23 protein-coding genes are annotated in these 22,345 nt (G+C 54.2%); 18 read left to right on the top strand and 5 right to left on the bottom strand.

All coding sequences use genetic code 11. The features are described from left to right. Positions 1–16: 16 nt before the first annotated feature. Both ACFFLD_RS04305 and ACFFLD_RS04300 read left to right on the top strand, forming a co-directional pair. A complete protein-coding gene (locus tag ACFFLD_RS04305; RefSeq protein ID WP_386037076.1) occupies positions 17–1,927 on the top strand; it encodes an ABC transporter ATP-binding protein in 1,911 nt (636 codons plus the stop codon). A 30-nt stretch (positions 1,928–1,957) separates the two neighbouring features. Then, positions 1,958–2,965, top strand: coding sequence for a zinc-dependent alcohol dehydrogenase family protein (locus ACFFLD_RS04300; protein WP_386037073.1), 1,008 nt, complete (start codon positions 1,958–1,960; stop codon positions 2,963–2,965). Positions 2,966–3,107: 142 nt separating this feature from the next. On the opposite strand, the gene ACFFLD_RS04295 is transcribed toward ACFFLD_RS04300, so the two are convergent. After that, positions 3,108–3,374 (bottom strand): hypothetical protein, encoded by a 267-nt coding sequence (locus ACFFLD_RS04295; protein ID WP_386037071.1) that lies wholly within the window; start codon positions 3,372–3,374, stop codon positions 3,108–3,110. Between the two features lie 188 nt (positions 3,375–3,562). Here ACFFLD_RS04295 and ACFFLD_RS04290 point away from each other — a divergent pair, with 188 nt between their 5' ends. After that, on the top strand, positions 3,563–4,723 hold the full coding sequence (locus ACFFLD_RS04290) for a hypothetical protein (RefSeq protein ID WP_386037068.1): 1,161 nt from the start codon (positions 3,563–3,565) through the stop codon (positions 4,721–4,723). A gap of 37 nt (positions 4,724–4,760) precedes the next feature. Then, the gene (locus ACFFLD_RS04285; RefSeq protein WP_386037065.1) at positions 4,761–5,615 is read left to right on the top strand and encodes a mechanosensitive ion channel family protein; all 855 of its coding nucleotides are present in this window, start codon (positions 4,761–4,763) and stop codon (positions 5,613–5,615) included. Positions 5,616–5,803: 188 nt separating this feature from the next. On the opposite strand, the gene ACFFLD_RS04280 is transcribed toward ACFFLD_RS04285, so the two are convergent. Beyond that, positions 5,804–6,538: a YebC/PmpR family DNA-binding transcriptional regulator gene (locus tag ACFFLD_RS04280; RefSeq protein ID WP_386037062.1), complete on the bottom strand. Its 735-nt coding sequence runs from the start codon at positions 6,536–6,538 to the stop codon at positions 5,804–5,806. A 212-nt stretch (positions 6,539–6,750) separates the two neighbouring features. On the opposite strand from ACFFLD_RS04280, the gene ACFFLD_RS04275 reads away from it, so the two are divergent. Together ACFFLD_RS04275 and ACFFLD_RS04270 are read left to right on the top strand one after the other, a co-directional pair. After that, complete coding sequence (locus ACFFLD_RS04275) at positions 6,751–7,368, top strand: LysE family translocator (RefSeq protein WP_386037059.1); 618 nt, start codon at positions 6,751–6,753, stop codon at positions 7,366–7,368. 60 nt (positions 7,369–7,428) lie between these two features. Next, positions 7,429–7,920 carry a glutathione peroxidase gene (locus ACFFLD_RS04270; protein ID WP_386037056.1) on the top strand — a complete coding sequence of 164 codons (492 nt, stop codon included), beginning with the start codon at positions 7,429–7,431 and terminating at the stop codon, positions 7,918–7,920. Positions 7,921–7,937: 17 nt separating this feature from the next. On the opposite strand, the gene ACFFLD_RS04265 is transcribed toward ACFFLD_RS04270, so the two are convergent. Further along, positions 7,938–8,324, bottom strand: coding sequence for a DUF7079 family protein (locus tag ACFFLD_RS04265; protein WP_386037053.1), 387 nt, complete (start codon positions 8,322–8,324; stop codon positions 7,938–7,940). A gap of 189 nt (positions 8,325–8,513) precedes the next feature. Between ACFFLD_RS04265 and fabV the strand changes: the two genes are divergently transcribed. The 5 genes from fabV (at position 8,514) to ACFFLD_RS04240 (ending at position 12,769) form a co-directional block, all read left to right on the top strand. After that, positions 8,514–9,710: an enoyl-ACP reductase FabV gene (gene fabV / locus ACFFLD_RS04260; protein WP_386037050.1), complete on the top strand. Its 1,197-nt coding sequence runs from the start codon at positions 8,514–8,516 to the stop codon at positions 9,708–9,710. 52 nt (positions 9,711–9,762) lie between these two features. Further along, positions 9,763–9,978: a hypothetical protein gene (locus ACFFLD_RS04255; RefSeq protein ID WP_386037047.1), complete on the top strand. Its 216-nt coding sequence runs from the start codon at positions 9,763–9,765 to the stop codon at positions 9,976–9,978. A gap of 204 nt (positions 9,979–10,182) precedes the next feature. After that, the gene (locus ACFFLD_RS04250; RefSeq protein WP_386037044.1) at positions 10,183–10,437 is read left to right on the top strand and encodes a hypothetical protein; all 255 of its coding nucleotides are present in this window, start codon (positions 10,183–10,185) and stop codon (positions 10,435–10,437) included. Between the two features lie 227 nt (positions 10,438–10,664). Further along, positions 10,665–11,450, top strand: a complete 786-nt coding sequence (locus tag ACFFLD_RS04245; RefSeq protein ID WP_386037041.1) for a PRC-barrel domain-containing protein — start codon at positions 10,665–10,667, stop codon at positions 11,448–11,450. Between the two features lie 341 nt (positions 11,451–11,791). Next, positions 11,792–12,769 carry a GlxA family transcriptional regulator gene (locus tag ACFFLD_RS04240; RefSeq protein WP_386037038.1) on the top strand — a complete coding sequence of 326 codons (978 nt, stop codon included), beginning with the start codon at positions 11,792–11,794 and terminating at the stop codon, positions 12,767–12,769. A 5-nt stretch (positions 12,770–12,774) separates the two neighbouring features. Here the strand turns inward: ACFFLD_RS04240 and ACFFLD_RS04235 are convergent, their stop codons facing one another. Further along, complete coding sequence (locus ACFFLD_RS04235; RefSeq protein WP_386037035.1) at positions 12,775–13,569, bottom strand: SDR family NAD(P)-dependent oxidoreductase; 795 nt, start codon at positions 13,567–13,569, stop codon at positions 12,775–12,777. A 275-nt stretch (positions 13,570–13,844) separates the two neighbouring features. On the opposite strand from ACFFLD_RS04235, the gene ACFFLD_RS04230 reads away from it, so the two are divergent. The 6 genes from ACFFLD_RS04230 (at position 13,845) to ACFFLD_RS04205 (ending at position 20,724) form a co-directional block, all read left to right on the top strand. Further along, positions 13,845–15,059, top strand: coding sequence for an aspartate aminotransferase family protein (locus ACFFLD_RS04230; RefSeq protein WP_386037032.1), 1,215 nt, complete (start codon positions 13,845–13,847; stop codon positions 15,057–15,059). Positions 15,060–15,097: 38 nt separating this feature from the next. Next, complete coding sequence (locus ACFFLD_RS04225) at positions 15,098–16,162, top strand: arginine N-succinyltransferase (RefSeq protein ID WP_386037029.1); 1,065 nt, start codon at positions 15,098–15,100, stop codon at positions 16,160–16,162. After that, the gene (astA, locus tag ACFFLD_RS04220; protein ID WP_386037026.1) at positions 16,162–17,193 is read left to right on the top strand and encodes an arginine N-succinyltransferase; all 1,032 of its coding nucleotides are present in this window, start codon (positions 16,162–16,164) and stop codon (positions 17,191–17,193) included. The genes ACFFLD_RS04225 and astA overlap by 1 nt, the downstream gene beginning before the upstream one ends. Positions 17,194–17,261: 68 nt before the next feature. Then, the gene (gene astD, locus ACFFLD_RS04215) at positions 17,262–18,734 is read left to right on the top strand and encodes a succinylglutamate-semialdehyde dehydrogenase (RefSeq protein ID WP_386037422.1); all 1,473 of its coding nucleotides are present in this window, start codon (positions 17,262–17,264) and stop codon (positions 18,732–18,734) included. After that, positions 18,731–20,098: an N-succinylarginine dihydrolase gene (gene astB, locus ACFFLD_RS04210; protein WP_386037024.1), complete on the top strand. Its 1,368-nt coding sequence runs from the start codon at positions 18,731–18,733 to the stop codon at positions 20,096–20,098. The genes astD and astB overlap by 4 nt, the downstream gene beginning before the upstream one ends. A 200-nt stretch (positions 20,099–20,298) precedes the next feature. After that, on the top strand, positions 20,299–20,724 hold the full coding sequence (locus ACFFLD_RS04205) for a GNAT family N-acetyltransferase (protein WP_386037021.1): 426 nt from the start codon (positions 20,299–20,301) through the stop codon (positions 20,722–20,724). 78 nt (positions 20,725–20,802) lie between these two features. On the opposite strand, the gene ACFFLD_RS04200 is transcribed toward ACFFLD_RS04205, so the two are convergent. Further along, positions 20,803–21,741 carry a DMT family transporter gene (locus tag ACFFLD_RS04200; RefSeq protein WP_386037018.1) on the bottom strand — a complete coding sequence of 313 codons (939 nt, stop codon included), beginning with the start codon at positions 21,739–21,741 and terminating at the stop codon, positions 20,803–20,805. An 86-nt stretch (positions 21,742–21,827) separates the two neighbouring features. Here ACFFLD_RS04200 and ACFFLD_RS04195 point away from each other — a divergent pair, with 86 nt between their 5' ends. Then, positions 21,828–22,310 carry a MarR family winged helix-turn-helix transcriptional regulator gene (locus tag ACFFLD_RS04195; RefSeq protein ID WP_386037015.1) on the top strand — a complete coding sequence of 161 codons (483 nt, stop codon included), beginning with the start codon at positions 21,828–21,830 and terminating at the stop codon, positions 22,308–22,310. The last annotated feature ends 35 nt before the right edge of the window (positions 22,311–22,345 follow it).

The following is a 22,345-nucleotide window of genomic DNA, read 5'->3' as shown; positions in this document are numbered from 1 at the left end:
ACGCAAGGAAACTCACATGCTCTCGCGTGTTTTACAGCCGCTATTTCGTTACTTTGAAACGCGGATCAATCCCTATCCTGAAGGTGAGGTTGCAACGCCACCCCGAGGCTTGGTGCCGTTTATTGTGCATTTCTCTCGGCCCATGCTGCCGTTGTTGTTGCTGATGACGCTCTTCACGGGGCTTGTGTCGGCCGCTGAAGTGGTGTTTTTCAACTACATGGGCCAGCTAGTTGATTGGCTGGGCAACGTTGAACGGGCAGGGTTTTGGGACGAAAACGGTCTATGGCTTTCAGGCCTTGGGCTATTGGTGCTGGTTGGCCTGCCGCTCTTGGTATTGCTCCAGTCACTGGTGACGCATCAAAGTATTTTCGGCAATTACCCCATGATTGGCCGGTGGCTATCGCATCGGCACATGCTGAGTCAAAGCCTGGCCTTTTATCAGGATGAGTTTGCCGGACGGGTCTCGCAAAAAGTGATGCAAACGGCGCTAGCGATCCGTGAAACCGTCACCAAGGTAATGGGGCTGCTGGTATATGCGCTTGTCTATTTTACCGGTGCCGCTTTTTTGCTGGGGCGGGCGGATATGCTGCTGCTTATCCCGCTGGCGCTATGGCTAGTGGGTTATTTAGCCATTATGCGCTTTTTCGTGCCGCGCCTGCGTGATGTCTCCATGGCTCAGGCGGATGCACGGGCGCAAATGACCGGTCGTGTGGTCGATAGCTACAGCAATATCCAGACCATCAAGCTATTTGCCGATACTGAGCGCGAACAGCGTTATGCCCGTGACGCTATGGAGGGGTTCTTGGACACCGTCCATCGTCAAATGCGCTTAGTCACGGTGATGAGCGTGGGACTCACGTTGCTGAATACCGCACTGTTGGTGGGTACGGCGGCAATGGCGATTAGCGCCTGGTATTTGGAAGCTATTTCGCTGGGGGTGCTGACGATCGCCATCGCATTAGTCATGCGTATTCGCTTTATGTCCGATTGGATTTTATGGGAAGTGGCGGGGCTGTTTGAAAACATCGGGACTGTTCAGGACGGCATGAATACCATCGCCCGCGACCCCACCGTGCGTGATGCACCAAACGCACCACCGCTGGAAGTGCCCCACGGTGAGATTCACTTTGACGCCATGCGGTTTGGCTACGAACAGGCCAAAGGCGAAAGTAAAACCGTGTTTGATGGTTTAAACCTGACAATTGCGCCCGGCGAGAAAATTGGCCTGATCGGGCGCTCTGGGGCGGGTAAATCGACACTGGCCAATCTATTGCTGCGTTTTTACGATGTGAAGGGTGGGCGGATTCTGATCGATGGGCAAAACATTGCCGAGGTCACGCAAACCTCCTTGCGTCACCAGATCGGCATGGTGACCCAGGATACGTCACTGCTACACCGCTCTCTGCGCGACAACATCCGTTACGGTAGTCCGCATGCGAGCGATGAAGACGTCTGGAACGCAGTATGTCGTGCCCACGCCGATACGTTTATCAATGAGCTGGTCGACCCAAAAGGACGCCGGGGCCTGGAAGCACATGTGGGCGAGCGGGGCGTGAAGCTGTCGGGCGGGCAGCGTCAGCGGATCGCGATTGCCAGAGTGTTGCTCAAGAATGCGCCGATTCTGGTGTTGGATGAGGCTACCTCTGCGCTGGACTCTGAAGTGGAAGCGGCGATCCAGGAGCAGCTCGATACGCTAATGGAAGGCAAGACGGTGATTGCCATTGCCCATCGCCTTTCTACCATTGCCATGCTCGACCGACTGATTGTGGTGGACGAAGGGCGCATTGTCGAAACCGGCACGCACCAGGAGCTTCTGGCGAAAGAGGGTATTTATGCCAGTTTGTGGCAGCGTCAGTCGGGCGGTTTCTTGGGGCTGGACGTGTCAGAAGAAGCATCGTCTGCTAACGTTACTTCCACATACACTTAGTAAAAAACACTGCTTCATAGGAGGTAATCAATGCAAGTCATTACATTGCAGCAGCCAGGCGGGCTAGACAACCTCAAGGTACAGCAGGTAGACGAACCCGGCGAGCCTGGCGCGGGCGAAATTCGCGTGCGTCTGCACGCAAGCTCGCTGAACTTTCATGACTATGCCGTGGCCGCTGGCATGATCCCGACCGAAGAGCATCGTATCCCCATGGCGGACGGTGCCGGGGTGGTTGAAGCCGTCGGTGAGGGCGTCAGTGAGTTCGCGGTAGGCGATCATGTGGTTTCGACCTTTTTCCCTCACTGGCTTGAAGGCCCCGCTCGGGTGGCCGATTTTCGCACGACTCCAGGCGACGGGGTGGATGGCTATGCACGTGAGCAGGTCATTCGTCCCTTCGAGTGGTTTACTCACCAGCCTAAAGGCTATAGCCATGCAGAATCGGCCACGCTGACCACGGCGGGCTTGACCGCTTGGCGTGCATTGGTGGTTGATGGCGGCATTAAAGCGGGTGATCGTGTGCTGGTCTTGGGTACCGGTGGGGTGTCCATTTTTGCCCTGCAGTTTGCCCGTATGATGGGAGCCACGGTCATTGCGACGTCGTCGTCCAATGAAAAATTGGCGAGGCTGCGCGAAATGGGCGCTGAGCATACCATCAACTACAAGGAGACGCCGGAGTGGGGTAAGCGAGTCAAAGAGTTAACCAATGGTGAAGGCGTCGACCACATAGTGGAAGTAGGTGGCCCCGCGACGCTGCCCCAGTCTATCGATGCCATTAAAATTGGCGGTCATATCGCGCTTATTGGCATACTCACTGGGCGTGAAGGCGATATCCCCACCGCCAAGTTGATGGCTAAACAGGCGACCTTGAAAGGCCTCATTGTGGGAAGCCGTCGCCACCAGATCGAAATGGTTCGGGCGCTCGAAACCCTTGATATGCATCCGGTTATTGATCGTGAATTCCCGCTTGCTGACATTGCCGATGCATTTCGCCATCAGGAAGGCGGCAATCACTTTGGCAAGATTTGCCTGACGTTTTAAGTATAGAGGCCAGCAAAGAAAAGAGCAGCCTTGGCTCATGCCTACCCAGTGATAATGGTTCTTATACTGGATCTAGATATGAGTGAATGACGTGAGTTAGCGACCTGCACGCCTTGTAGACCAAGGCGTGCAGGAAGCAGCATCAATCTGGCAAGCGGCTATAAACCACTCCTTTTACTTCAAGCTCCAGTATTTCAGCGTAAGGCACAGTGACCCCTTCAACGTCGCCCGGCGTGCGTTGGCTGTTCTTTATGTCGGTTTCCGGGATCACTTTAACGCCGAGTAGCCCCACGTGCTGGATTCTGGCACTAAAGCGATTGCCCTCATGCTCAATCAGTAGCCGCTCTCCGGCAATACACTTTTCAAGCTTTTCGTGCAGCTCTTCTTCGCTTACATGAACGACACTCATCGCTTTCTCCTTTAGCGCTGGCGATAGCGTTTGCTATAAAACAATTTTGCTGTAAGACAATAGTCGATTCAGTGCACTATCCACTATCCATGAAGACTTTATTTTAGACCATAAGTTCGTTTAAGGGGGTAGCCGCAAGGCGGCCCGTGATAAAGTAAATATTTAATGTAAGCCATAGGAAATGATTTATGGGGGCAACGCCATCATCAGACGATACGCCGTTGTGGCGGGTCGTTGAGCTCGATCAATTTCATACCCCCGAACAGACCGAAGCAAGCCAGTGGCGACGTTCGCTGCGTTCGGCATCGACGTGGTTGGCAGGCAAAAAAGACACCGAACAGCAGGTGAAAACAGAGAGCGAATTACGAGCGCTGCCGGAAGTGAAGCTCGAACATTTAGTCCCTCCCATCGATTGGACACTGGCAGCGAAAGCCTTAGCGCATGCGCACAATGACGTGGATGAAGACGTACCGGTAACCTTTTTTATTTCACCACCTTATGGCGGCCATGCGTCGGTGGTGAGTCATTGGGCCAAAGCGCATCAAGCGGCGGTTTTGCCAACCCCTACGCTTAATGAACTCGGCGAAGGTAGCACCGAATGGGTAGAGCGCTACGCTAGCCAGCGAACGTGGGCTGTCCCTGCTCTTGAGCGCCACTTTTTACGCCATACCCAAGGCATTCAAGGCGTACGTGAATTTCTTGAGCGTGCCTTAAGCGGTCGGTTGGGGAGAGGTGTCATTGGCTGTAATAGCTGGACCTATGCTTATCTTCAGCAGGTGATAGGCATCGATGGCGCGCCGATATTTACACTGCAGTCGATGGAGGGGGAGCAGCTTGCCCGCTACTTCGCTGCGATTGCACACCATAACGGCGAGCGTCCGCGGGTTTATAGCACTCGGACCGGCAATCAAGTGCTCGACGGGTCAGCGCCCAAGTCCGATAAGAAGGATAAAAACCCCTATCAAGAGTTACAGCGCTTGGCCGCTCATTGTCGTGGTCATGTGGGCATCGCTTGGCACTATTGGCGCGAGAGACTGCGTGAGCCAAAGGCTGACAGCGACGAGGGATTGTGGATGGTGGATGCGCATGCTGAAGCAGAGCTCTCTCCCAATACCGGTGATATAGCGACGTTGGTGCTGCATGCACTATTGATTCACGGGGGGCTGGATGATCATTCCCTGGGGGAGGTGTTACCGTTCTCGCACCATGAGGCGCTTAATGCAAGATTAGCCTTGCAACGCAAAGGGGTTGTTGCAAGCTATGACGGGCGGTGGCAGGTCGCGCCACTAAGCCACGCAAGTGTTCGCCAATTATTAGCATCGCGCAATTATCTAATAGATCCTCTTTAACTAGCCTGCTTTATGTGACTGGCCTGCGGAGGCACTCATGGAAGAAAAATCTAAATACGCGAAACTGTTTAACGATTTTGACAGTCAAGCGCTGATCAGCCTGGGAAGCGTGCTGTTGATAGCCGTGGTGCTGATTATTTTCAGTCAACGGGGGCTTAACTGGATCGCCACTCGGTTACATGGTCAGCTGCGCTTTCGCATTTTCGCCCTGGTACCACTGACGCGCTTGCTAATTTTGATTACCGCGCTGGCGATTATTGTACCCATTGTCATCGAGCCGTCGCTTCAGAATATGGTGACCCTGCTGGGGGCATTAGGCTTAGCCATTGGCTTTGCGATGAAGGACTACGTCAGCAGTCTCATTGCCGGTGTCGTATCGGCAATCGAGCTTCCCTATCGTCCGGGGGATTGGGTCGATATTGAAGGCACCTATGGCGAGGTGAAGCATGTGGGTTTACGCACCGTCGATATCCAAACCCCCGACGATGATTTAGTGGCTGTGCCCCATTTGAAGATTTGGGAGCATGCCATCTATAACGCCAATAATGGTGGCACCAGCCTGCAGTGCGTGACTAGCTTTTATCTACATCCAGAACATGAGGCTGGTTGGGTTCGCAAAGCGTTGCGCGACGTAGCGTTGACCAGCGCCTATCTCAAGTTCGACCAACCCATCATTGTGATAGCCGAAGAGAAACCCTGGGGGACGCACTACCGAATACGCGCCTATCCGGTAGACCCCCGCCAGCAGTTTCTGTTTATTACCGACCTCACCGTGCGTGGTAAAAGAGTACTGTCTGAGGCGGGGGTGCAATCAGCTATGTTGCCACCGGATGCAGCGTTGGATGCTAACAACGAGGCGGGATCCTCTTACTCAAGGAGCAGTGAGTACTAGGCTTTGTCTGAAAAGCCGGCGAGCGAAGGCCAGACAAGACAAAAATCGGCGAAAAGACGAATCGGACTCGCGCACGAGTTTACAGGTTGTAAATGAGTACTTTGATCGGACTCGCGCACGAGCCGATTTTTAACGCCGTATGATCGAGCACAGCCAGTTTTCGAACAGAGCCAGTTTTCGAACAGAGCCTAGTGGTCGCTGGATTCCGGAAGCTCACCGCTGTGAAAGACGTTTTGCACATCGTCTAGCTCGTTGAGCATGCCCAAAAACTTTTCAAACATAGCGACGTCATCACCTTCCAGTGGTGTCGTGGTTTGAGGCAGAAACTGAATTTCGTCAGCCTCAAAGTCAACCTCACCGAACGTATCCAGCAGCGCCTGCTTGGCTTTAGCGTAATCGGTGTGGGGCGCGAAAACTGTAATGCGCTCGGCTTCCTGCTCAATGTCGGTGACATCGACATCTGCTTCCATCAAGGCTTCTAACACGGCCTCTTCATCGCTGCCCGCGAAGGAGAAAATGGCGCAGTGATCAAACATATGGCTGACACTGCCGGGCGTACCAATTTTGCTCTTGGTTTTGGTGAAGCAGCCGCGAACGTCGCCAAAGGTGCGGTTGGGATTATCAGTAAGGCAGTCGACAATCACCATGACATTACCGGGGCCAAACCCCTCGTAACGCGCGGCAGCAAAGTCTTCGCCGCCCGCACCGCTGGCTTTGTCGAGTGCTTTATCAATCACGTGAGAGGGCACCTGATCTTTCTTGGCCCGCTCCATTAAACCGCGCAGTGCTAGGTTGCCGTTGGGGTCGGTACCGCCCGCTTTCGCGCAAACGTAAATTTCCCGTCCATATTTGCTATAGACCTTGGTTTTCGCATCGGCCGTTTTGGCCATCGATTCCTTACGGTTCTGAAAAGCCCTACCCATGTTGCCGTCCTATGTTAACCATACCCTCTCGCCGATAACGGGGTGGCTGAGGGTTTTTGAAAAAGAGAAAAGAGTGAAAACAACAAATTTTACCCAACAGCGTACCATGCTAACAGCGTTATTTATGATGCAGGTCCCAGCCTTACTTAGCTTGGCGTATACTGGCCGCCAGTTCACTGTTGTTAATATCGACCCTGTAAGGAGAAACAGGCATGCCGCTGTCACACTGGCTATCCCTGGCCGCTATCTGTGCGATGGGCGCGATGTCGCCCGGGCCAAGTTTGGCACTTGTGTTGCGCCATACACTAGGTGGAGGACGCTTTGTCGGCATGATCGCGGCGGTATGTCACGCCTTGGGCGTGGGGCTTTATGCACTTCTTACCGTGTGGGGACTAGGCGCGTTAATCGCCGGATATCCACTGCTGTTCCAACTGATTACCTGGGGCGGTGCCGCTTACTTGGCGTGGCTTGGTGTGAAAGCACTAAGAGCGGGAAGAACGGGCGCCTTGCACCCGCAGGCGGTAGTGACTAATCGCCAGCAGGCCGCCAAAGAGGGCATACTGGTCGCACTGGGCAATCCGAAGCTCATCCTGTTTTTTGTCGCGTTGCTGAGTCAGTTCGTCACGCCGGAGATGGGCGTGTTGGCCAAAGCCATCATTGTATTGACGGCGATGATCATCGACGGAGGATGGTACGTGTTGGTAGCGGTGGCGCTCTCGCATTCCAGCGTTCTGCCATGGTTGCAACAGCATGTCGCCTGGATTAACCGTATCACAGGGATACTGCTGATCGCGTTGGCACTTAGAGTGGTTGCCGGGCCGCTGGTGTAAAATGGTTCGCCGTGGCATGGTAATACGCATGCCGTTTAGGGTTTTGTGGGGCTAAGAGTGATGCAAATTTACGACCAAGACTGCCGTACACACCAAGGGCTGCCGTTTAACCTGCGCGCACTTCGCGGTCAGGTGCTGTTAGTCGTCAACGTTGCCAGTCAGTGTGGTTTTACCCCGCAGCTAGGTGAGCTTGAAGCCCTTTATCAGCGTTACCGAGACCGGGGGTTCACCGTCATTGGCTTTCCATGTAATCAGTTTGGGCGCCAGTCGCCGGAAAGTGCTCAGGCGTTCTGCCAGTTTGGCGAACAGACGTTTGGCGTCAGTTTTCCGCTAATGGAAAAAGTTAACGTGAACGGCAGTCGTGCCCATCCCTTGTTTGTCTGGCTCAAGAAAGAAGCGCCCGGCGTGATGGGGACGCAGCTTATTAAGTGGAACTTTACTAAATTTCTGGTGGGGCGCGATGGTAACGTGATTGGCCGCTTTGGCCCCCGTGATCACGGGCGTCCACTGCGTCTGGCGCTGGAACAAGCCCTCGACCAATCTTATCCATAACGCTTTCTACTAACGGTTTATAGCTGCTCACCTCGCGCTACCGCTACACGGCTCATTAATGCATTCCAGCGGTGGCGCACCATCATGGTAGTCAACCCTGAAAACAGCGCCCAGCTTTTACGCCGCCAGCCTTTTAAGCGTAGGTTGTGGTTCACTAATTGCTGCATTAGCTTGCGGTCATCGAATTGTCGCCACTCACTGGCAATCGACAGCTGATGGCGTGACATGACGGGCGCCATTTCTAGCCGAAACATCCACTCCAGTTCGTTAAGGGTCAATTCGTGGCGCTGCACCTCTTCGACCATACGTGCGTAGTCTCGCTCGCTGGGCTCACGGTCAAGCCACAGCGGCGCCAGCGCTAGCCATAGATCTCCGCGTTCATCTACTAGCTGCTGTGCATTCATGGTCGCCTCATTAGGGAAGTTAGTGCTCAAACCGTTATCGTGACGCGAAAGCCTTCGTATCTCAAGCGTGAACAATAGCCCAAGAGCGGACAGGGCGCACGGAGACAGCTAGAATGGCCCCACTGAGCCATGACACTGTCTTGCTAAGGCAGTGTGAATAACCAAATCAATCCGATAACGAGGTTCGCTGTGATTATTAAACCCAAAGTACGCGGCTTTATTTGCACCACCACTCACCCTGTTGGCTGTGAGCAGAACGTTCTTGATCAGATCGAAGCTACCCGCGCCCGTGGTCTGAATAAGCAGGCAGGGCCGAAGAAAGTACTCGTGATTGGGTCTTCAAGCGGCTACGGTCTGGCGGCACGTATTACCGCTGCGTTTGGCTATGGTGCCGATACGCTCGGTGTGTTTTTTGAAAAGCCAGCCACCGATAAAAAGCCTGGCACCGCAGGATGGTACAACAGTGCGGCCTTCGACAAGTTTGCCAAGCAGGAAGGGCTGTATAGCAAGTCGATCAACGGCGATGCGTTTTCCCATGAAGCACGCCAGAAAGCCATCGAGCTCATTAAGCAAGACATGGGCGAAATTGATCTAGTGGTCTACTCGCTAGCTTCGCCTGTGCGTAAGTTGCCTGACAGTGGGGAACTGAAGCGTTCTAGTCTGAAGCCGATTGGCGAGACCTACCGCGCGACCGCTATCGATACCAATAAAGATGTCATTATCGAAGCGGAAGTAGAGCCTGCCACCCAGCAAGAAATCGACGACACTATTACCGTGATGGGTGGTGAAGACTGGGAGCTTTGGATGGCGGCGCTTGACCAAGCGGGCGTGCTGGCGAAAGGCGCACGTAGCGTGGCGTTTAGCTACATTGGCACTGAAATCACGTGGCCAATCTACTGGCATGGCGCGCTAGGCAAGGCTAAAGAGGATCTGGACCGTGCTGCAACGGCCATCGACAATAACTTAAAAACCGCCGGTGGTGGCGCCAATGTAGCAGTGCTGAAATCCGTCGTTACTCAGGCCAGCGCGGCTATTCCTGTGATGCCGCTCTATATCGCCATGGTGTATCGTATTATGAAAGAGCAAGGGTTGCATGAGGGCACCATCGACCAGCTAAACCGCTTATTTGGTGAGCGACTGTATGGTGGCGACATGACGACCGATGACGCAGGCCGTCTGCGTTTGGATGACTGGGAATTGCGTGATGACGTCCAAAACGCGTGCCAGGCGCTCTGGCCAAAAGTAACCAGTGAGAACCTATTTGAAATTACCGACTATGCTGGTTATAAGCACGAATTCCTGAAGCTGTTTGGCTTCGAACGTGATGACGTAGATTATGATGCCGATGTTGACCCTATGGTTGAGTTTGACGTCGTGGATCTTTAAACCTTACTTAGGCGGTGCTCCCGTCTGATCGACCGGAACGCAGGAGGTGTTTATGGATACTAAGGAGAGCAAAACCCCGGAAGAGAAGAGAGATCATATTATTGGTGAGCGTATACCTGAAGATTTTGAAAACTCTGAACCCCATCTTCAGCCCGAAGCCAAAGAGCCACCCAGCAAGATGTATAAGCTACTCCCGCTGGTGATTGTGGTGCTGGGTATTATTTTGATTGGTTTCATCGTTTTAGGCATTATCAACGCGGGTAATTAGCGATATTAACCTTTCAGTATTTTATGCCGGGCCTGGAGCCCGGCATTTTTATTTAGCGACGTGAGATAAGCACGTTGGTTCGTGAAGAGAGCGTTTAGCCATAACAACCGTTGTTAAATTTAGCGTCTATATTGGTAAGTGAAGCGATGTTTTGCTAAACCGCAATCTTATAAGCAATGAACGTATTACTCATTAGGAGGAAGCATGACACGGATAGCCAAAGTGGAGCCTGTCAGTAAGCAGCAGGACAACAGCATTATTGTCTCGGGGTGGCGTGTCGTCGATGTGACATTGGCTGATGCCCCTCGCGAAATCTCTCAGCATGAGACTGAACCTGAAGCCATCGAGGCAGCTCGCCGCTTTGAAGCTGAAAGCTCTCAGGAGCCTGGTTCTCAGCCTGATGATACCCAGGATTACGATGCATCAGACGCTCAAGCGGGTAAGCGTTTTCCTTCATAATTGCTTGCTTGCCATACTCGTTATATAGCTCATTAAATATATAGTTCATTAAAATGAGCAACAGCCCAGACCATAAACACCGTTTTAATAAGATATCGTGGCTCATCATTTCGTGTTGATTTTGATGTTTGTTAACTTTTGCTAAAGATCGGTTCTATTTTTGGGTTTGTACGCTTTATTGAACTAGCTTTTGGTATGTACGCCAACGCAAGGAAAGGAGAAGTAATATGAAACGGACAGCATTAGCGATTGCTATTGGTGCAGTTAGCATTGGTTTAAGCAGCCATGTTCTAGCTCAAGAAGTGGATCAGCAAGATTCTGAGCGTAATGCTCAAGTAACAACACAGCAGCAGGACATGGGGTCGCAAGAGCAGCAGTCCAGCACCGACAACACGCGGGATATAACGGTTCAGCAAGAACCTGCCGAAGTGGAAGTGCAGCAAGATAAGCCCGATATCACGGTCGAGCAGTCTCAGCCGGAAGTAACTATTGAACAGCCTGAGCCAAACGTCATTGTTGAAGACGCAGAGCCAAACGTCACTGTTAAGCAAACGGGCGAGCCTGACGTGACTGTTGAGCAGGCGGAAGATGCTGAGGTTGACGTCAATCAGGATGAGCAAGAGCAAGATCGTCAGCAAAGCGATCAAACCCAGCAAGATAACCAGACTGATCAAAACAACCAGGAAAACTCACTGATGTCACATCAGGTCAGCGATCTGGAAGGCATGACAGTGATCAATCAGGAAGACGATGAGATCGGTGATGTTCAACACATCGCTAAGCATGATCAATCTGGCGAACTATTTGCTATCGTTTCGGTAGGCGGTATCTGGGGGTTCGGCGCAACAGACATTGCCTTGCCTTTAAATAACATGCAGCTTGAAAACGATCAGCTCGTTGTTAACACCGACTATGGCGAAGATGAGATCGAAGATTCGTCTAACGATTATCAGGAAGACGAGTACAGCCCTGTTGATGGCAACATGATGCTATCCGAGGCACAGCAGCAGTAATCAACATGCCATTATTAATAGAGCAAGATAACTAGGCGCCGCTTAGTTAACCGTTCTGTGTGGTATGACTGACGAGGGCAAGGCGAATACGCCTTGCCCTTTTTGTCGGTGCCATTTTTTCTACCTTTGTCGTTTCTAGACTCTCTCCCTTCGCGACGGCTGACGTTCCCCCTAGAACTTTTCCTCCTAGAACTTTCCCCTTGGATTAGTACTTAAATTAGTACCACTGCGACGTGTTTTTTTACCTATGGCTAACAAGCACTGCCTTCATGGTGGCATTTAGGTAAGATGGGTATTTATTTACGCCGATGGCGGTTTTTCATGCAGCTCAGTCAGTTATCATGCAGCACAACCCTTTAGTAACGCCAACAGCACCCCTCCGGCGGCGGATAGCCTTTCTGCTGTTGCCTGGGTTTTCGTTATTGACCCACGCCAGTGCTCTTGAGCCGCTGCAAATGGCAAACCAGCTTAGTGGGCACATGCTGTACCAAACCGTCACGCTAAGCCTGAACGACGAACCCGTACGCAGTGGTGCTCAGCTCTCCTTGATCGCTGAGCATGAACTCAGTGCCGCGTTAAGCCCGCTTGACCTGCTGTTCGTTTGTGCCCCTTCACCGCTGCCATACACGCTTCCTGCAAAGCTCAATGAGTGGCTGCGTGGGCATCATGGACGCGGAGTCGCGTTGGGTGGTTTAGCCGGGGGGACTGAAGTGTTAGCCCGCTGTGGGTTGCTGGAAGGCTACCGTGCGACATTGCCATGGCAGCGCTTCGATGCCTTTGCCCAAGCCTACCCACAAGTGACGCTTTCCCAGCAACTGTTCGAGATCGATCGCGACAGGTTGACCTGTGCTGGCGGGACTGCCGCAATGGATCTGATGCTGACCTTGATTGGCCAACATCATGGCGCACGCTTGGCGGAGCAAGTCTCAGAGCTGTTTGTGTGTGACCGCATCCGCTTGGCAGACGAGCGTCAACATGTGCCGCTGCGCAGCCGTTTAGGCCACGCACCACAAAGCCTGGTTGATGCTGTCACGCTTATGGAGGCCAATATAGAAGAGCCGCTCTCGACGCTTGAGCTTGCTGAACACCTGGGAATTTCCAGGCGTCAGTTGGAGCGGCTATTTAAGAAGTACCTGCAGGCGGTGCCTAGCCGATACTATCTCGACTTACGTTTGCAGGAGGCGCGTAAGCAATTGCGTGATAGTGACCGGCCAGTAGGCGATATTGCATTTGCGACGGGGTTTTCTTCCGGCGCGCATTTTTCTACCGCCTATCGCCATCATTTTGGTATGACACCTCGAGAAGAGCGTCTAGCTTAGATAGATCAGGTTAACGTATCCACAATACCGCCTTCTACTCGCAGAGCAGCACCGGTAGTCGCGCTGGCTTGAGGGGAGGCGGCATATACGCACATATGGGCCACTTCGTCGGGCGTCGCTAAGCGCTGAATGATGGATGTCGGACGGTTCTCTTTGACAAAGCGTACTTCCATCTCTTGTTGTGAGATGCCTTGTTTATTAGCCATCTCGCTGATCATGCTGAGCACGCCTTCTGAGCGTGTTGGCCCCGGCAAAATCGCATTGACCGTTACTTGGGTGCCGCTGAGTGATTTGGCCAGCCCCCGTGAAATGGATAACAGCGCTGACTTGGTCATGCCGTAATGCACCATCTCGGTGGGAATGTTGATACCTGATTCGCTGGATATAAACTGAATACGGCCCCAGTCGCGCTCACGCATTCCTTGGGCGTAATGGCGAGAAAGGCGCACCGCACTCATGATATTAATGTCAAAAAACTGCTGCCAGGTGGCATCGTCGACCTCAAAAAAGTCTTTCGGCTCAAAAATACCCACGTTATTAATCAGTATATCGGCATTCGGTTGCTGCTCTATTAAAGTTTGGCAACCGTCGGCGGTTCCTAGATCTGCCGCGACTCCTTGCACCTTGGCGTGGGCGGTCTCTTTTTTAATGGCCGCGATGGCGTCGTCAACCCGTGCCTGAGTGCGTCCAGTGACCACCACGCTGGCCCCGGCGTCGGCCAGGCCCTGAGCAATAGCGAAGCCAATACCTGCGGTTGAGCCTGTAATAATGGCGTGTTTACCGCTCAGATCAATCTGCATCGGTGGGTCTCCTCTTTGCTATGTATCAATATCTCGTTAAGTATCAATATTTCGTTAAGTATCAGTACCTGGCGATAGGTTGTGTCGGCAATATTAGTGACGTCAGGTTTTATCGCTTGCTAACAAGTATGGGGGCCTTCTAGCCTTCTTCAAGGCGTTAGCGCGGCTGGCTAGACGCCGCTATTCATAATTTACCGTCCCATTGCTGAAAGCGGGTGAGCTGGTTAGCCCTTTATACTGTTTTCATTACTTCCTTTTACTGGAGATAGCGTCCCATGACCCATACCCCAAGCCGTCAGGATTTTGACCACTACATGACGCCTAACTACTCCCCGCAACAGGTTATTCCCGTGCGCGGAGAGGGGAGCCGCTTGTGGGATCAGCAGGGGCGCGAATACATCGATTTCGCTGGTGGAATTGCGGTTAACTCCTTGGGTCATTGCCATCCGGTACTGGTCAATGCGCTAAAGGAGCAAGGCGAAAAGTTGTGGCATCTATCCAACGTTTATACCAACGAGCCAGCATTGGCGTTGGCTAAAACGCTGGTCGAGCGCACCTTCGCTGATAAGGCTTACCTTTGCTCATCCGGTGGTGAAGCCAATGAAGCCGCGTTAAAGCTTGCCCGTCGTTTTGCGGTAGATCACTACGGTGAGCAGAAGGACAAGATCATTTCCTTCAATCAGTCCTTCCATGGTCGCACGCTGTTTACGGTTAGCGTAGGCGGTCAGCCTAAGTACTCTCAGGGCTTTGGCCCGGTACCGGGCGGCATTTTACATGCTGATTACAACGATCTGGACAGTGTTCGCAACCTGATGGGGGACGACACATGCGCGGTTATGGTGGAGCCGATGCAGGGTGAGGGCGGTATCGTGCCCGCTACTCAAGAATTCCTTCAAGGGCTGCGTGATCTGTGTGATCACCACAACGCGCTGCTGATATTTGACGAAGTACAGACAGGGGTTGGCAGAAGCGGTGAACTTTACGCGTATAAAAACTATGGGATTACGCCGGATATTCTGACCAGTGCCAAATCTCTGGGCGGCGGTTTTCCCATTGGCGCCATGCTGGCCACCGATGCGGTTGCCAAATCGTTAACGGTTGGCACTCACGGTTCCACCTACGGCGGTAACGCGCTCGGCTCAGCTGTCGCGTTAGCCGCGGTCGAGTTTATCGATACACCGGAGGTGCTGGCGGGGGTTCAAAAACGTCATGAGTTATTCCGCGAACATCTTGAAACGATCAACCGCAAGCACGGTGTGTTCAAGGAAATACGCGGTATGGGACTACTGATCGGCGCCCAGATGTCGGATGCGTTCGAGGGCCGTGCCAAAGACATTCTGCCGCTGGCCATTGAAGAAGGGCTGATGGCACTGATTGCCGGGCCCAATGTGCTACGAATGGCGCCTTCTCTGGTGATTCCTGAGGCGGATATTGCCGAAGGGATGGCCCGCCTGGAACGCGCCATTGAGCGGCTCGTTGCACAAGCATGAGTGAGCAACACGCTGCATCACCAAAGGGAGCATCTAGAATGCTGGTAATTCGACCGGTTGATGTCGCTGATCTGCCAGCGCTGGAACAGCTAGCGGAGCATGCGGTGCCCAGGCTGACCAATCTCCCTGCTAACCGGGCGCGGCTGGAAGAGCGCATTGCGCGCTCTCAAGAGGCGTTTAATGGTCAGATAGAGTACCCCGGTCACGAGCATTATACCTTCGTGCTGGCGGACGATAGCAGCAAGGAAGTCCTGGGCACCGCGACGATCCGTGCCCAGGCGGGCGCCAATGAGGCCTACTATACCTATCGCCAGGAAACGCTGATTCACGCTTCCCAGCAGTTGAATGTACGCCGCGAAGTACAAACATTGGCGCTTTCCCATGAGGTGTCGGATGCCACGCTGCTGTGCGCATTTTCTCTGAATCCCCGTTATAAAGGCACCAGCGCCGAAAACCTGCTACGTCGGGCACGCTTGATGTTTATTGCCCAATACCCTGAGCGTTTTTCGCGAATCCTGGCGGTGGCGTTCCCCGGCTATTTGGATACCCGCGGTGAGTCGCCGTTTTGGGAAAGCGTAGGGCGGCATTTTTTTGCCCGCAGCTTTCAGGATATCAACCACATTGCGGGGGTACGCTCGAAAAGCTTTATCGCTGAAGTGATGCCCCAGTTTCCGCTTTATTTACCGCTATTGACGCCTCATGCGCGCGCCGCGATTGGCCGTGAACATCCCGCCCACGAAGCGGCGCTGGACGAAATGCTGGCAGAGGGCTTCGTGCGTTCTCGACACGTCGACATTTTTGACGCCGGGCCAATTGTCAAAGCAGAGCGTGAGCGGCTGGAAACCTTTCGTCGTGCGGCCTGGCATCCGGTACGCATTCGGCCGGAGCATGCCTTGCCCGATGCTGAACCGGCCATGATCGCCAATCAAAAAGTCGCCGATTTTCGCTGTATCGTCGCGCGTTACGCGTTGTCTCCGACTGGCCAGCTGATGCTGTCTGCAGAGCACGCAAAGCAGCTGGGCGTATCTGAAGGGCGGGCCGTGCTCGCCGCACCGCTAACGTTACCTACCGCGTTAGATACGCTCGATGAAGGAGAAATGTAATGCGCATTCGACCCATTGCTCGCGGTGATTTGGACGGGCTCCAGGCGCTTGCGCAGCAGGCAGGGGTAGGATTTACCTCGCTGCCTGACAACCGTGAATTTCTGGCTGGAAAGATTGAAGCGGCGGCGAGTGCCTTTGAAGAACGTACCCCGGTGGATGACCGGCTCTACTTCTTTGTGCTGGAAGATGAAACGAGTGGCGATCTCGCTGGTTGTTGCGCTATCGAAGGCCAAGTGGGGCGCGAAGTGCCGTTTTATAACTACCGGCTGGGCACGCTGGCGCACTCTTCCATCCAACTGGATTTGCACCGCACGATCGATACGCTGTTTTTAAGCTCCGATCATACGGGGGATGCTGAAGTCTGTTCGCTGTTTTTGCGTCCTGAGTACCGGGGGGAAGCCAACCGCCATTTGCGCAATGGGGCGCTGCTTTCCAAGGCACGCTGGCTGTTCATCGCCCAGTTCAGGGATCGCTTTCCGGCCAAGGTATTGGCCGAAATGCGTGGCGTTTTTGATGACAATAACGTCAGTCCCTTCTGGGAAAGCCTCGGCAAACACTTTTTTCCCATGGATTTCAGTGAAGCGGACCGCCTTACCGGCCTGGGGCAAAAGAGTTTTATCGGTGAGCTAATGCCTAAGTTCCCGATCTACACCACCTTTATGGCGGAAGAGGCGCGAGCCTGCATCGGTCAGGTACATCGCCATACGCGTCCGGCCTTGGAAATGCTTAAAAAAGAAGGGCTGCGCTGGGAAGGTTATATCGATATTTTCGACGGCGGACCCACCGTGGAAGCCTATATCGACGATGTGCGTGCCATACGCAACTCACGGCTCTGCCAAGTGGAAGTGTCCTCCACTGCCAGCCAGGAGAGCGTCAGCCGCTGGCTGGCCGCCACCACTCACATGCTGAATTTTACCGCCAGTTGGGTAGGCCGAGCGCCCAGCAATGACAACACCATCGTGCTTAGCGAACAGGAAGCAAAGCGCCTGAACGTCGCCACCGGTGACTACCTGCGCCTGCTGGAAACCTAAGCGCCGGTACTAAGTCTACGGTGCTAGGTCTACGGTACTGAGCCTACGGATAAGGAAAGGAGATGATGATGCACGCCCAACAGCAGCAACTGATTAACGGTGCCTGGGTAACGGGCGACGCCGAGCCGCTGAGCAAGCACGATCCTGTTTCTGGCCAGCCACTATGGCAGGCAGCGACTGCTAGCGAAGAGCAGGTCGCAGCAGCTGTCCAGGCCGCCCGGAACGCCTTTCCAGGCTGGGCGCGCACGCCTTTTACCGAACGTCAGGCGCTGGTTGAGCGGTTTGTCGAGGTACTAAAAGCAAACAGTGAGGCGTTGGCCGTCGCGATTGCCTCAGAAACGGGCAAACCGTTATGGGAAGCGCGCACCGAGGCCGGCGCGATGGTGGGCAAGGTAGCGCTCTCTGTAAAAGCGTATAACGAACGAACCGGCGAGCGGGAAAAGGCCGTAGGCAGCGCCCATGCCGTCTTGCGTCATCGCCCTCATGGCGTCATGGCGGTCTTTGGTCCCTATAACTTTCCTGGCCACCTGCCCAATGGGCACATGGTGCCCGCGTTACTGGCGGGCAATACAGTGGTGTTCAAGCCCAGCGATCAAACGCCCCTGACGGCTGATTTAACGCTGCAGTGTTGGCTGGAAGCGGGGCTGCCCGCTGGCGTTATCAACTTGGTGCAAGGCGGTGTGGCTGTCGGCCAAGCGCTGGCAGGCAACCCCGATATTGATGGCTTGCTGTTTACCGGCAGTGCCAAAGTGGGCGGTATGCTGCACCAGCAGTTTGCCGGTCAGATGAATAAAGTCCTGGCACTTGAATTGGGCGGCAACAACCCGCTGGTGGTCAAGGATGTCGACGATCAACGCGCCGCTGTGCTGACGATACTGCAGTCAGCGTTGCTCTCCGGTGGTCAGCGCTGCACCTGCGCCCGCCGCTTGATGGTTCCCCAGGGGGACGTGGGCGATCGGTTAATCGAGGCGCTCTCGGAGGCCATTGCCAAACTGCATGTGGCCGGACAATTCGAAGAAGCGCCTGCGCCGTTTTATGGCGGGCTGGTGAGTGTGGCTGCCGCGGATGGCCTGCTTAATGCCCAGGACGCGTTAGAATCCATGGGTGGCACAGTGATTAACCGTATGCAGCGGTTGAAAGAGCACACCAGCCTATTAAGCCCTGCGCTGATCGATGTTACCGGGTTGGACGTGCCCGATGAGGAGCATTTCGGCCCACTGCTGAAAATTCATCGTTATAGCGACTGGGATGAAGCCTTGGCGCTTGCCAATAACACCCGCTATGGGCTTTCTGCAGGGCTGATTGGTGGCGATCGCGCCGATTGGGACGATTTTTTGCTGAAAATTCGGGCGGGTATTGTCAACTGGAATCGCCAAACCACCGGCGCCTCTGGCGATGCCCCCTTCGGAGGTGTGGGTGATAGCGGCAATCATCGCCCCAGTGCGTATTACGCGGCGGACTACTGCGCTTATCCAGTGGCTTCCATGGAGGCCGACACTCTTGAAATGCCTGAGACGCTACCGCCAGGGGTGAGCTTATGAGCAATGAGCGTCTTGGCAGCATTCAGGAAGTCAATTTCGACGGCCTGGTCGGTCCGACCCATAACTACTCAGGGCTGGCCGTGGGCAACGTGGCCTCGATGAGCCACAGCGGCTTGGTATCTAATCCCAAAGAAGGCGCGCTTCAGGGCCTTTTAAAGATGAAGTCGTTAATGGAGGCGGGTTACGCCCAAGGCGTACTGCCGCCTCAGCAGCGCCCGGACATCGGTGCGCTGCGCGATTTGGGCTTTCGCGGTAGCAATAGCGAGGTTCTGGCTCGCGCCGCACTACAGGCGCCACAATTGCTGCGCGCGGTGTGTTCCGCGTCCAGCATGTGGACGGCGAACGCCGGTACGGTGACACCCAGCATAGATGCGCCGGATGGTCGCGTTCATTTCACCCCGGCCAATTTGCAGTCGAGCTTCCACCGGTTTCTTGAACCGCAAACGACTGGCCGGGTGCTCCAGTCGATTTTCCGGGATGAACATCACTTTGCCCATCACCCGGTACTGCCTGCCACGCCCGCGTTTTCTGATGAAGGTGCAGCCAACCATACCCGCCTGGGTGGTGAATATGGTGAACTGGGTGTGCATTTGTTTGTATATGGCCGTCAGGCATTTGGTGACGTGCGTAGCGGCGAGCGTGAGCCCCAGCGCTATCCCGCCCGCCAGACTCTGGAAGCCAGCCAAGCGGTAGCTCGCCAACACGGGCTTACCGATGCGCAAACCGTCTTCGCCCAGCAGCACCCGGACGCGATTGATGCGGGCGTGTTTCATAACGACGTGATTGCGGTCGGCAACGGCCCCGTGCTGCTCTACCACGCAATGGCGTTTCTCGATGAAGAGGGCACGCTCGATGAATTGCGTGCCAAAATGACCACACCGCTGATCCCCGTGCGCGTACCGGTCGAGGCGGTGAGCATGGAAGACGCGGTCGCATCGTATCTCTTCAACTCCCAGCTGCTCTCCAATCCTGATGGCACCATGACACTGGTGGTGCCCGGCGAATGCCAGGAGCGCGAAGCAGTATGGCGGACTATCCAGGATCTCATCCTGGCGGGCAATAACCCCATCGGCGAGGTGATGGTCAAGGACGTTAAGCAGAGTATGCGCAACGGCGGCGGCCCTGCCTGCCTGCGCCTGCGGGTCGTGCTGACGGATGCTGAGCGCGAAGCACTCACCGGCCGCGTGCTGCTTAATGATGCGCTATACAACGATCTAACTGCCTGGGTGAATCGCCACTACCGCGACCGCCTTGCTCCCGACGATCTGGCTGATCCACAGCTGGCAGAGGAGTCGCTGGCCGCACTGGATGAACTTACCCAGCTTTTGAAGATTGGCTCGGTGTATCCGTTTCAGTTGGGGTAGGGAATATCTTAAGCAGTAAAATAAAACGCCAAGGCAATGCCTTGGCGTTTTGCATTCACGTATAGATAGGTAATCGTTATAGTGCTCGTATGAGGCCTGAATTCAACCTATAAGTGCATTACTCGCGATGACGACCCGGTGTAAATGCACTGCGAAAGCAATGCCGTGCACAGAAGCAAGGCAGCACTAGGAAGAGGGGTATGCAACTAACCATTAGACCGACGAGTGATAAAACATTTGCCGAAAGAATAATTCGTCAAAATATGTCTACTTACTATGAAAAGTTGGATATGCGCTGGGAGACAGCCCTGTTTGATAAACAGTGGGGTGCGCTAGATGGTTACGAATTAGTTATTAACGCTAGCCCAGTAGGGCTGTTATGCATCAATCACGATGAAACTGCTTACTATATTCGAGAACTACAAATTGATCAGAAGTGGCAGCGCCAAGGCTTAGGCTCAGCAGCCATTCGCTACACTGAGGAAACCGCCCAGCAGGCGGGAATCCACTTACTTCGCCTGCGTGTGTTTTGTATCAATCCTGCAATAGCGCTCTACGAGCGCATGGGGTTTAGCATCTTTAAAACTGAAGATAATACGCATTACATGCAGCGACGCCTTCTCTAACCATCAAAATAAGGTTGGTTAGCGGCTCCAGATGAGCCTCTCTACGTAGCGTCTTACTATGATCGTCGCTCCCTTCGTTTAGGCGGTTTTAGTAGGCGCCTGCTTTGCTTTACCAATATTGAGTAGGGCAATGCCTGCACCAATGAATAGGGTGCCGAGCAGTAAGCCCTCGGGGGCGGTTTCTCCTTGTAATAATATGGCGACTGGCACACCTACCACGGCGCCGACCGAACCTAATAGGCTCAGAAACACCGGGCCGCCGCTTTTCTGCAGCAGGAAAAGAAGTAGGAACTGGCCTGCGAAGACCACCGCCTGGACACCAATCAGCAAAAACGGAAGGGAGCTTTCTGCTGGAACGCTTAGTGAGAAACTCGGCAATAAACCCACGCTGAAAAGAATGATGGCTGCGGCGATGAGCATGCCCGGCGCCAGCGCATCGCTGGATACACCTTCTGGCCAGCGCAGGGTTCGGTAGAGGTTGCCGATGGCTAGCAGAACGGGGCCAATCAAAGCGAGGAGAATCCAGAGATAATCCGCATCTGGTGCGGAGAATTTATGGAAGGCCAAGGTCACCGCGCCTGCAAGTGCTGAAATAACCCCTGCTGCGCGCATCATCTGGAACCGCTCCATGTTTAACGTAAGCGCACCGACGTAGGTGAGTAGCGGAGGCAGCGTAATGATCAGTGCCACGAACCCGGCCCCTACATGAGGTATGGCTGAGAAAAAAAGCAGGTTGGCCCCCGCCACGCCCAGGAACGCTGAGATAGCGTAATACTCGATGGTGCGCACGTTAATCGGCGGTAGATTGCGGCGCAAGGCGGCGAGAACGAACAGAATAAGCGACGCCCCTGAAATTGACCAAAACAGAAACGCGAGCGCCGAGAGCTGCATTTCGCCCGCCAGTTTTGCCAAATTAGTCGATAGGCCGAGCAGGGCGCCACCGCATAACAGGTAGATCAACGGAGCAAGCCAGGCACGGCTATGCGAACGCGAAGAAGACATATCGGATAACGACATTAGCGGATTCTCATTGATGTATCTTGATGTCAAGGTATATAGCAGGAACCTTGACGTCAAGATAAAAAAACACGAGCATGCCTGTTATGGATCATGTCGATAGAATACTCACGCAGTGGCAGCAGCAGCGCCCGGACCTGAACGTGGCGCCGATGGGTACGCTTGGCCGTCTCAAGCGGCTTAACCACGTGCTTATGCGCGCCATGGAGAAGACCTGGGCAGAGTATGGGTTGAATGACTCAAGCTTTGACGTGCTGGCCACGCTGCGCCGGGAAGGGCCACCCTATGCGCTTTCGCCAAGCGATCTGATGGCTTCTACCATGGTGACCTCGGGCACCATGACACATCGGCTCCAGCAGCTGGAAAAAGCCGGATTGATTGAGCGCGTCAAGAATCCCGCTGACGGCCGAGGATTTCTGATTTCACTTTCCGACAAAGGGTTTGCACTGATCGATGAAGCGGTGGCCGCGCATGTGCAAACCCAGGCGCAGCTGATAAGTAGCCTTAGCCCGACCCAGCGAGAGCAACTCGATGGGCTGCTTAAGCAGTTCCTGGCAGGATTTGAATAGGTGTGAAGATTTCCAGCGCTACGACAACAGGCGAA

It is taken from the genome of Vreelandella sulfidaeris, assembly GCF_042429665.1.
Classification (GTDB): Bacteria; Pseudomonadota; Gammaproteobacteria; order Pseudomonadales; family Halomonadaceae; genus Vreelandella.
The sequence above is the reverse complement of the archived record's forward strand: the minus strand, read 5'-3'. Positions and strand labels throughout refer to the sequence as shown.

Bases quoted from the DNA above. Each gene is read 5' to 3' on its own strand.
- ACFFLD_RS04305 (WP_386037076.1), top strand. From the start codon at position 17: ATGCTCTCGCGTGTTTTACAGCCGCTATTTCGTTACTTTGAAACGCGG.
- ACFFLD_RS04300 (WP_386037073.1), top strand. From the start codon at position 1,958: ATGCAAGTCATTACATTGCAGCAGCCAGGCGGGCTAGACAACCTCAAG.
- ACFFLD_RS04295 (WP_386037071.1), bottom strand. From the start codon at position 3,374: ATGAGTGTCGTTCATGTAAGCGAAGAAGAGCTGCACGAAAAGCTTGAA.
- ACFFLD_RS04290 (WP_386037068.1), top strand. From the start codon at position 3,563: ATGGGGGCAACGCCATCATCAGACGATACGCCGTTGTGGCGGGTCGTT.
- ACFFLD_RS04285 (WP_386037065.1), top strand. From the start codon at position 4,761: ATGGAAGAAAAATCTAAATACGCGAAACTGTTTAACGATTTTGACAGT.
- ACFFLD_RS04280 (WP_386037062.1), bottom strand. From the start codon at position 6,538: ATGGGTAGGGCTTTTCAGAACCGTAAGGAATCGATGGCCAAAACGGCC.
- ACFFLD_RS04275 (WP_386037059.1), top strand. From the start codon at position 6,751: ATGCCGCTGTCACACTGGCTATCCCTGGCCGCTATCTGTGCGATGGGC.
- ACFFLD_RS04270 (WP_386037056.1), top strand. From the start codon at position 7,429: ATGCAAATTTACGACCAAGACTGCCGTACACACCAAGGGCTGCCGTTT.
- ACFFLD_RS04265 (WP_386037053.1), bottom strand. From the start codon at position 8,324: ATGAATGCACAGCAGCTAGTAGATGAACGCGGAGATCTATGGCTAGCG.
- ACFFLD_RS04255 (WP_386037047.1), top strand. From the start codon at position 9,763: ATGGATACTAAGGAGAGCAAAACCCCGGAAGAGAAGAGAGATCATATT.
- ACFFLD_RS04250 (WP_386037044.1), top strand. From the start codon at position 10,183: ATGACACGGATAGCCAAAGTGGAGCCTGTCAGTAAGCAGCAGGACAAC.
- ACFFLD_RS04245 (WP_386037041.1), top strand. From the start codon at position 10,665: ATGAAACGGACAGCATTAGCGATTGCTATTGGTGCAGTTAGCATTGGT.
- ACFFLD_RS04240 (WP_386037038.1), top strand. From the start codon at position 11,792: ATGCAGCACAACCCTTTAGTAACGCCAACAGCACCCCTCCGGCGGCGG.
- ACFFLD_RS04235 (WP_386037035.1), bottom strand. From the start codon at position 13,569: ATGCAGATTGATCTGAGCGGTAAACACGCCATTATTACAGGCTCAACC.
- ACFFLD_RS04230 (WP_386037032.1), top strand. From the start codon at position 13,845: ATGACCCATACCCCAAGCCGTCAGGATTTTGACCACTACATGACGCCT.
- ACFFLD_RS04225 (WP_386037029.1), top strand. From the start codon at position 15,098: ATGCTGGTAATTCGACCGGTTGATGTCGCTGATCTGCCAGCGCTGGAA.
- astA (WP_386037026.1), top strand. From the start codon at position 16,162: ATGCGCATTCGACCCATTGCTCGCGGTGATTTGGACGGGCTCCAGGCG.
- astD (WP_386037422.1), top strand. From the start codon at position 17,262: ATGCACGCCCAACAGCAGCAACTGATTAACGGTGCCTGGGTAACGGGC.
- astB (WP_386037024.1), top strand. From the start codon at position 18,731: ATGAGCAATGAGCGTCTTGGCAGCATTCAGGAAGTCAATTTCGACGGC.
- ACFFLD_RS04205 (WP_386037021.1), top strand. From the start codon at position 20,299: ATGCAACTAACCATTAGACCGACGAGTGATAAAACATTTGCCGAAAGA.
- ACFFLD_RS04200 (WP_386037018.1), bottom strand. From the start codon at position 21,741: ATGTCGTTATCCGATATGTCTTCTTCGCGTTCGCATAGCCGTGCCTGG.
- ACFFLD_RS04195 (WP_386037015.1), top strand. From the start codon at position 21,828: ATGGATCATGTCGATAGAATACTCACGCAGTGGCAGCAGCAGCGCCCG.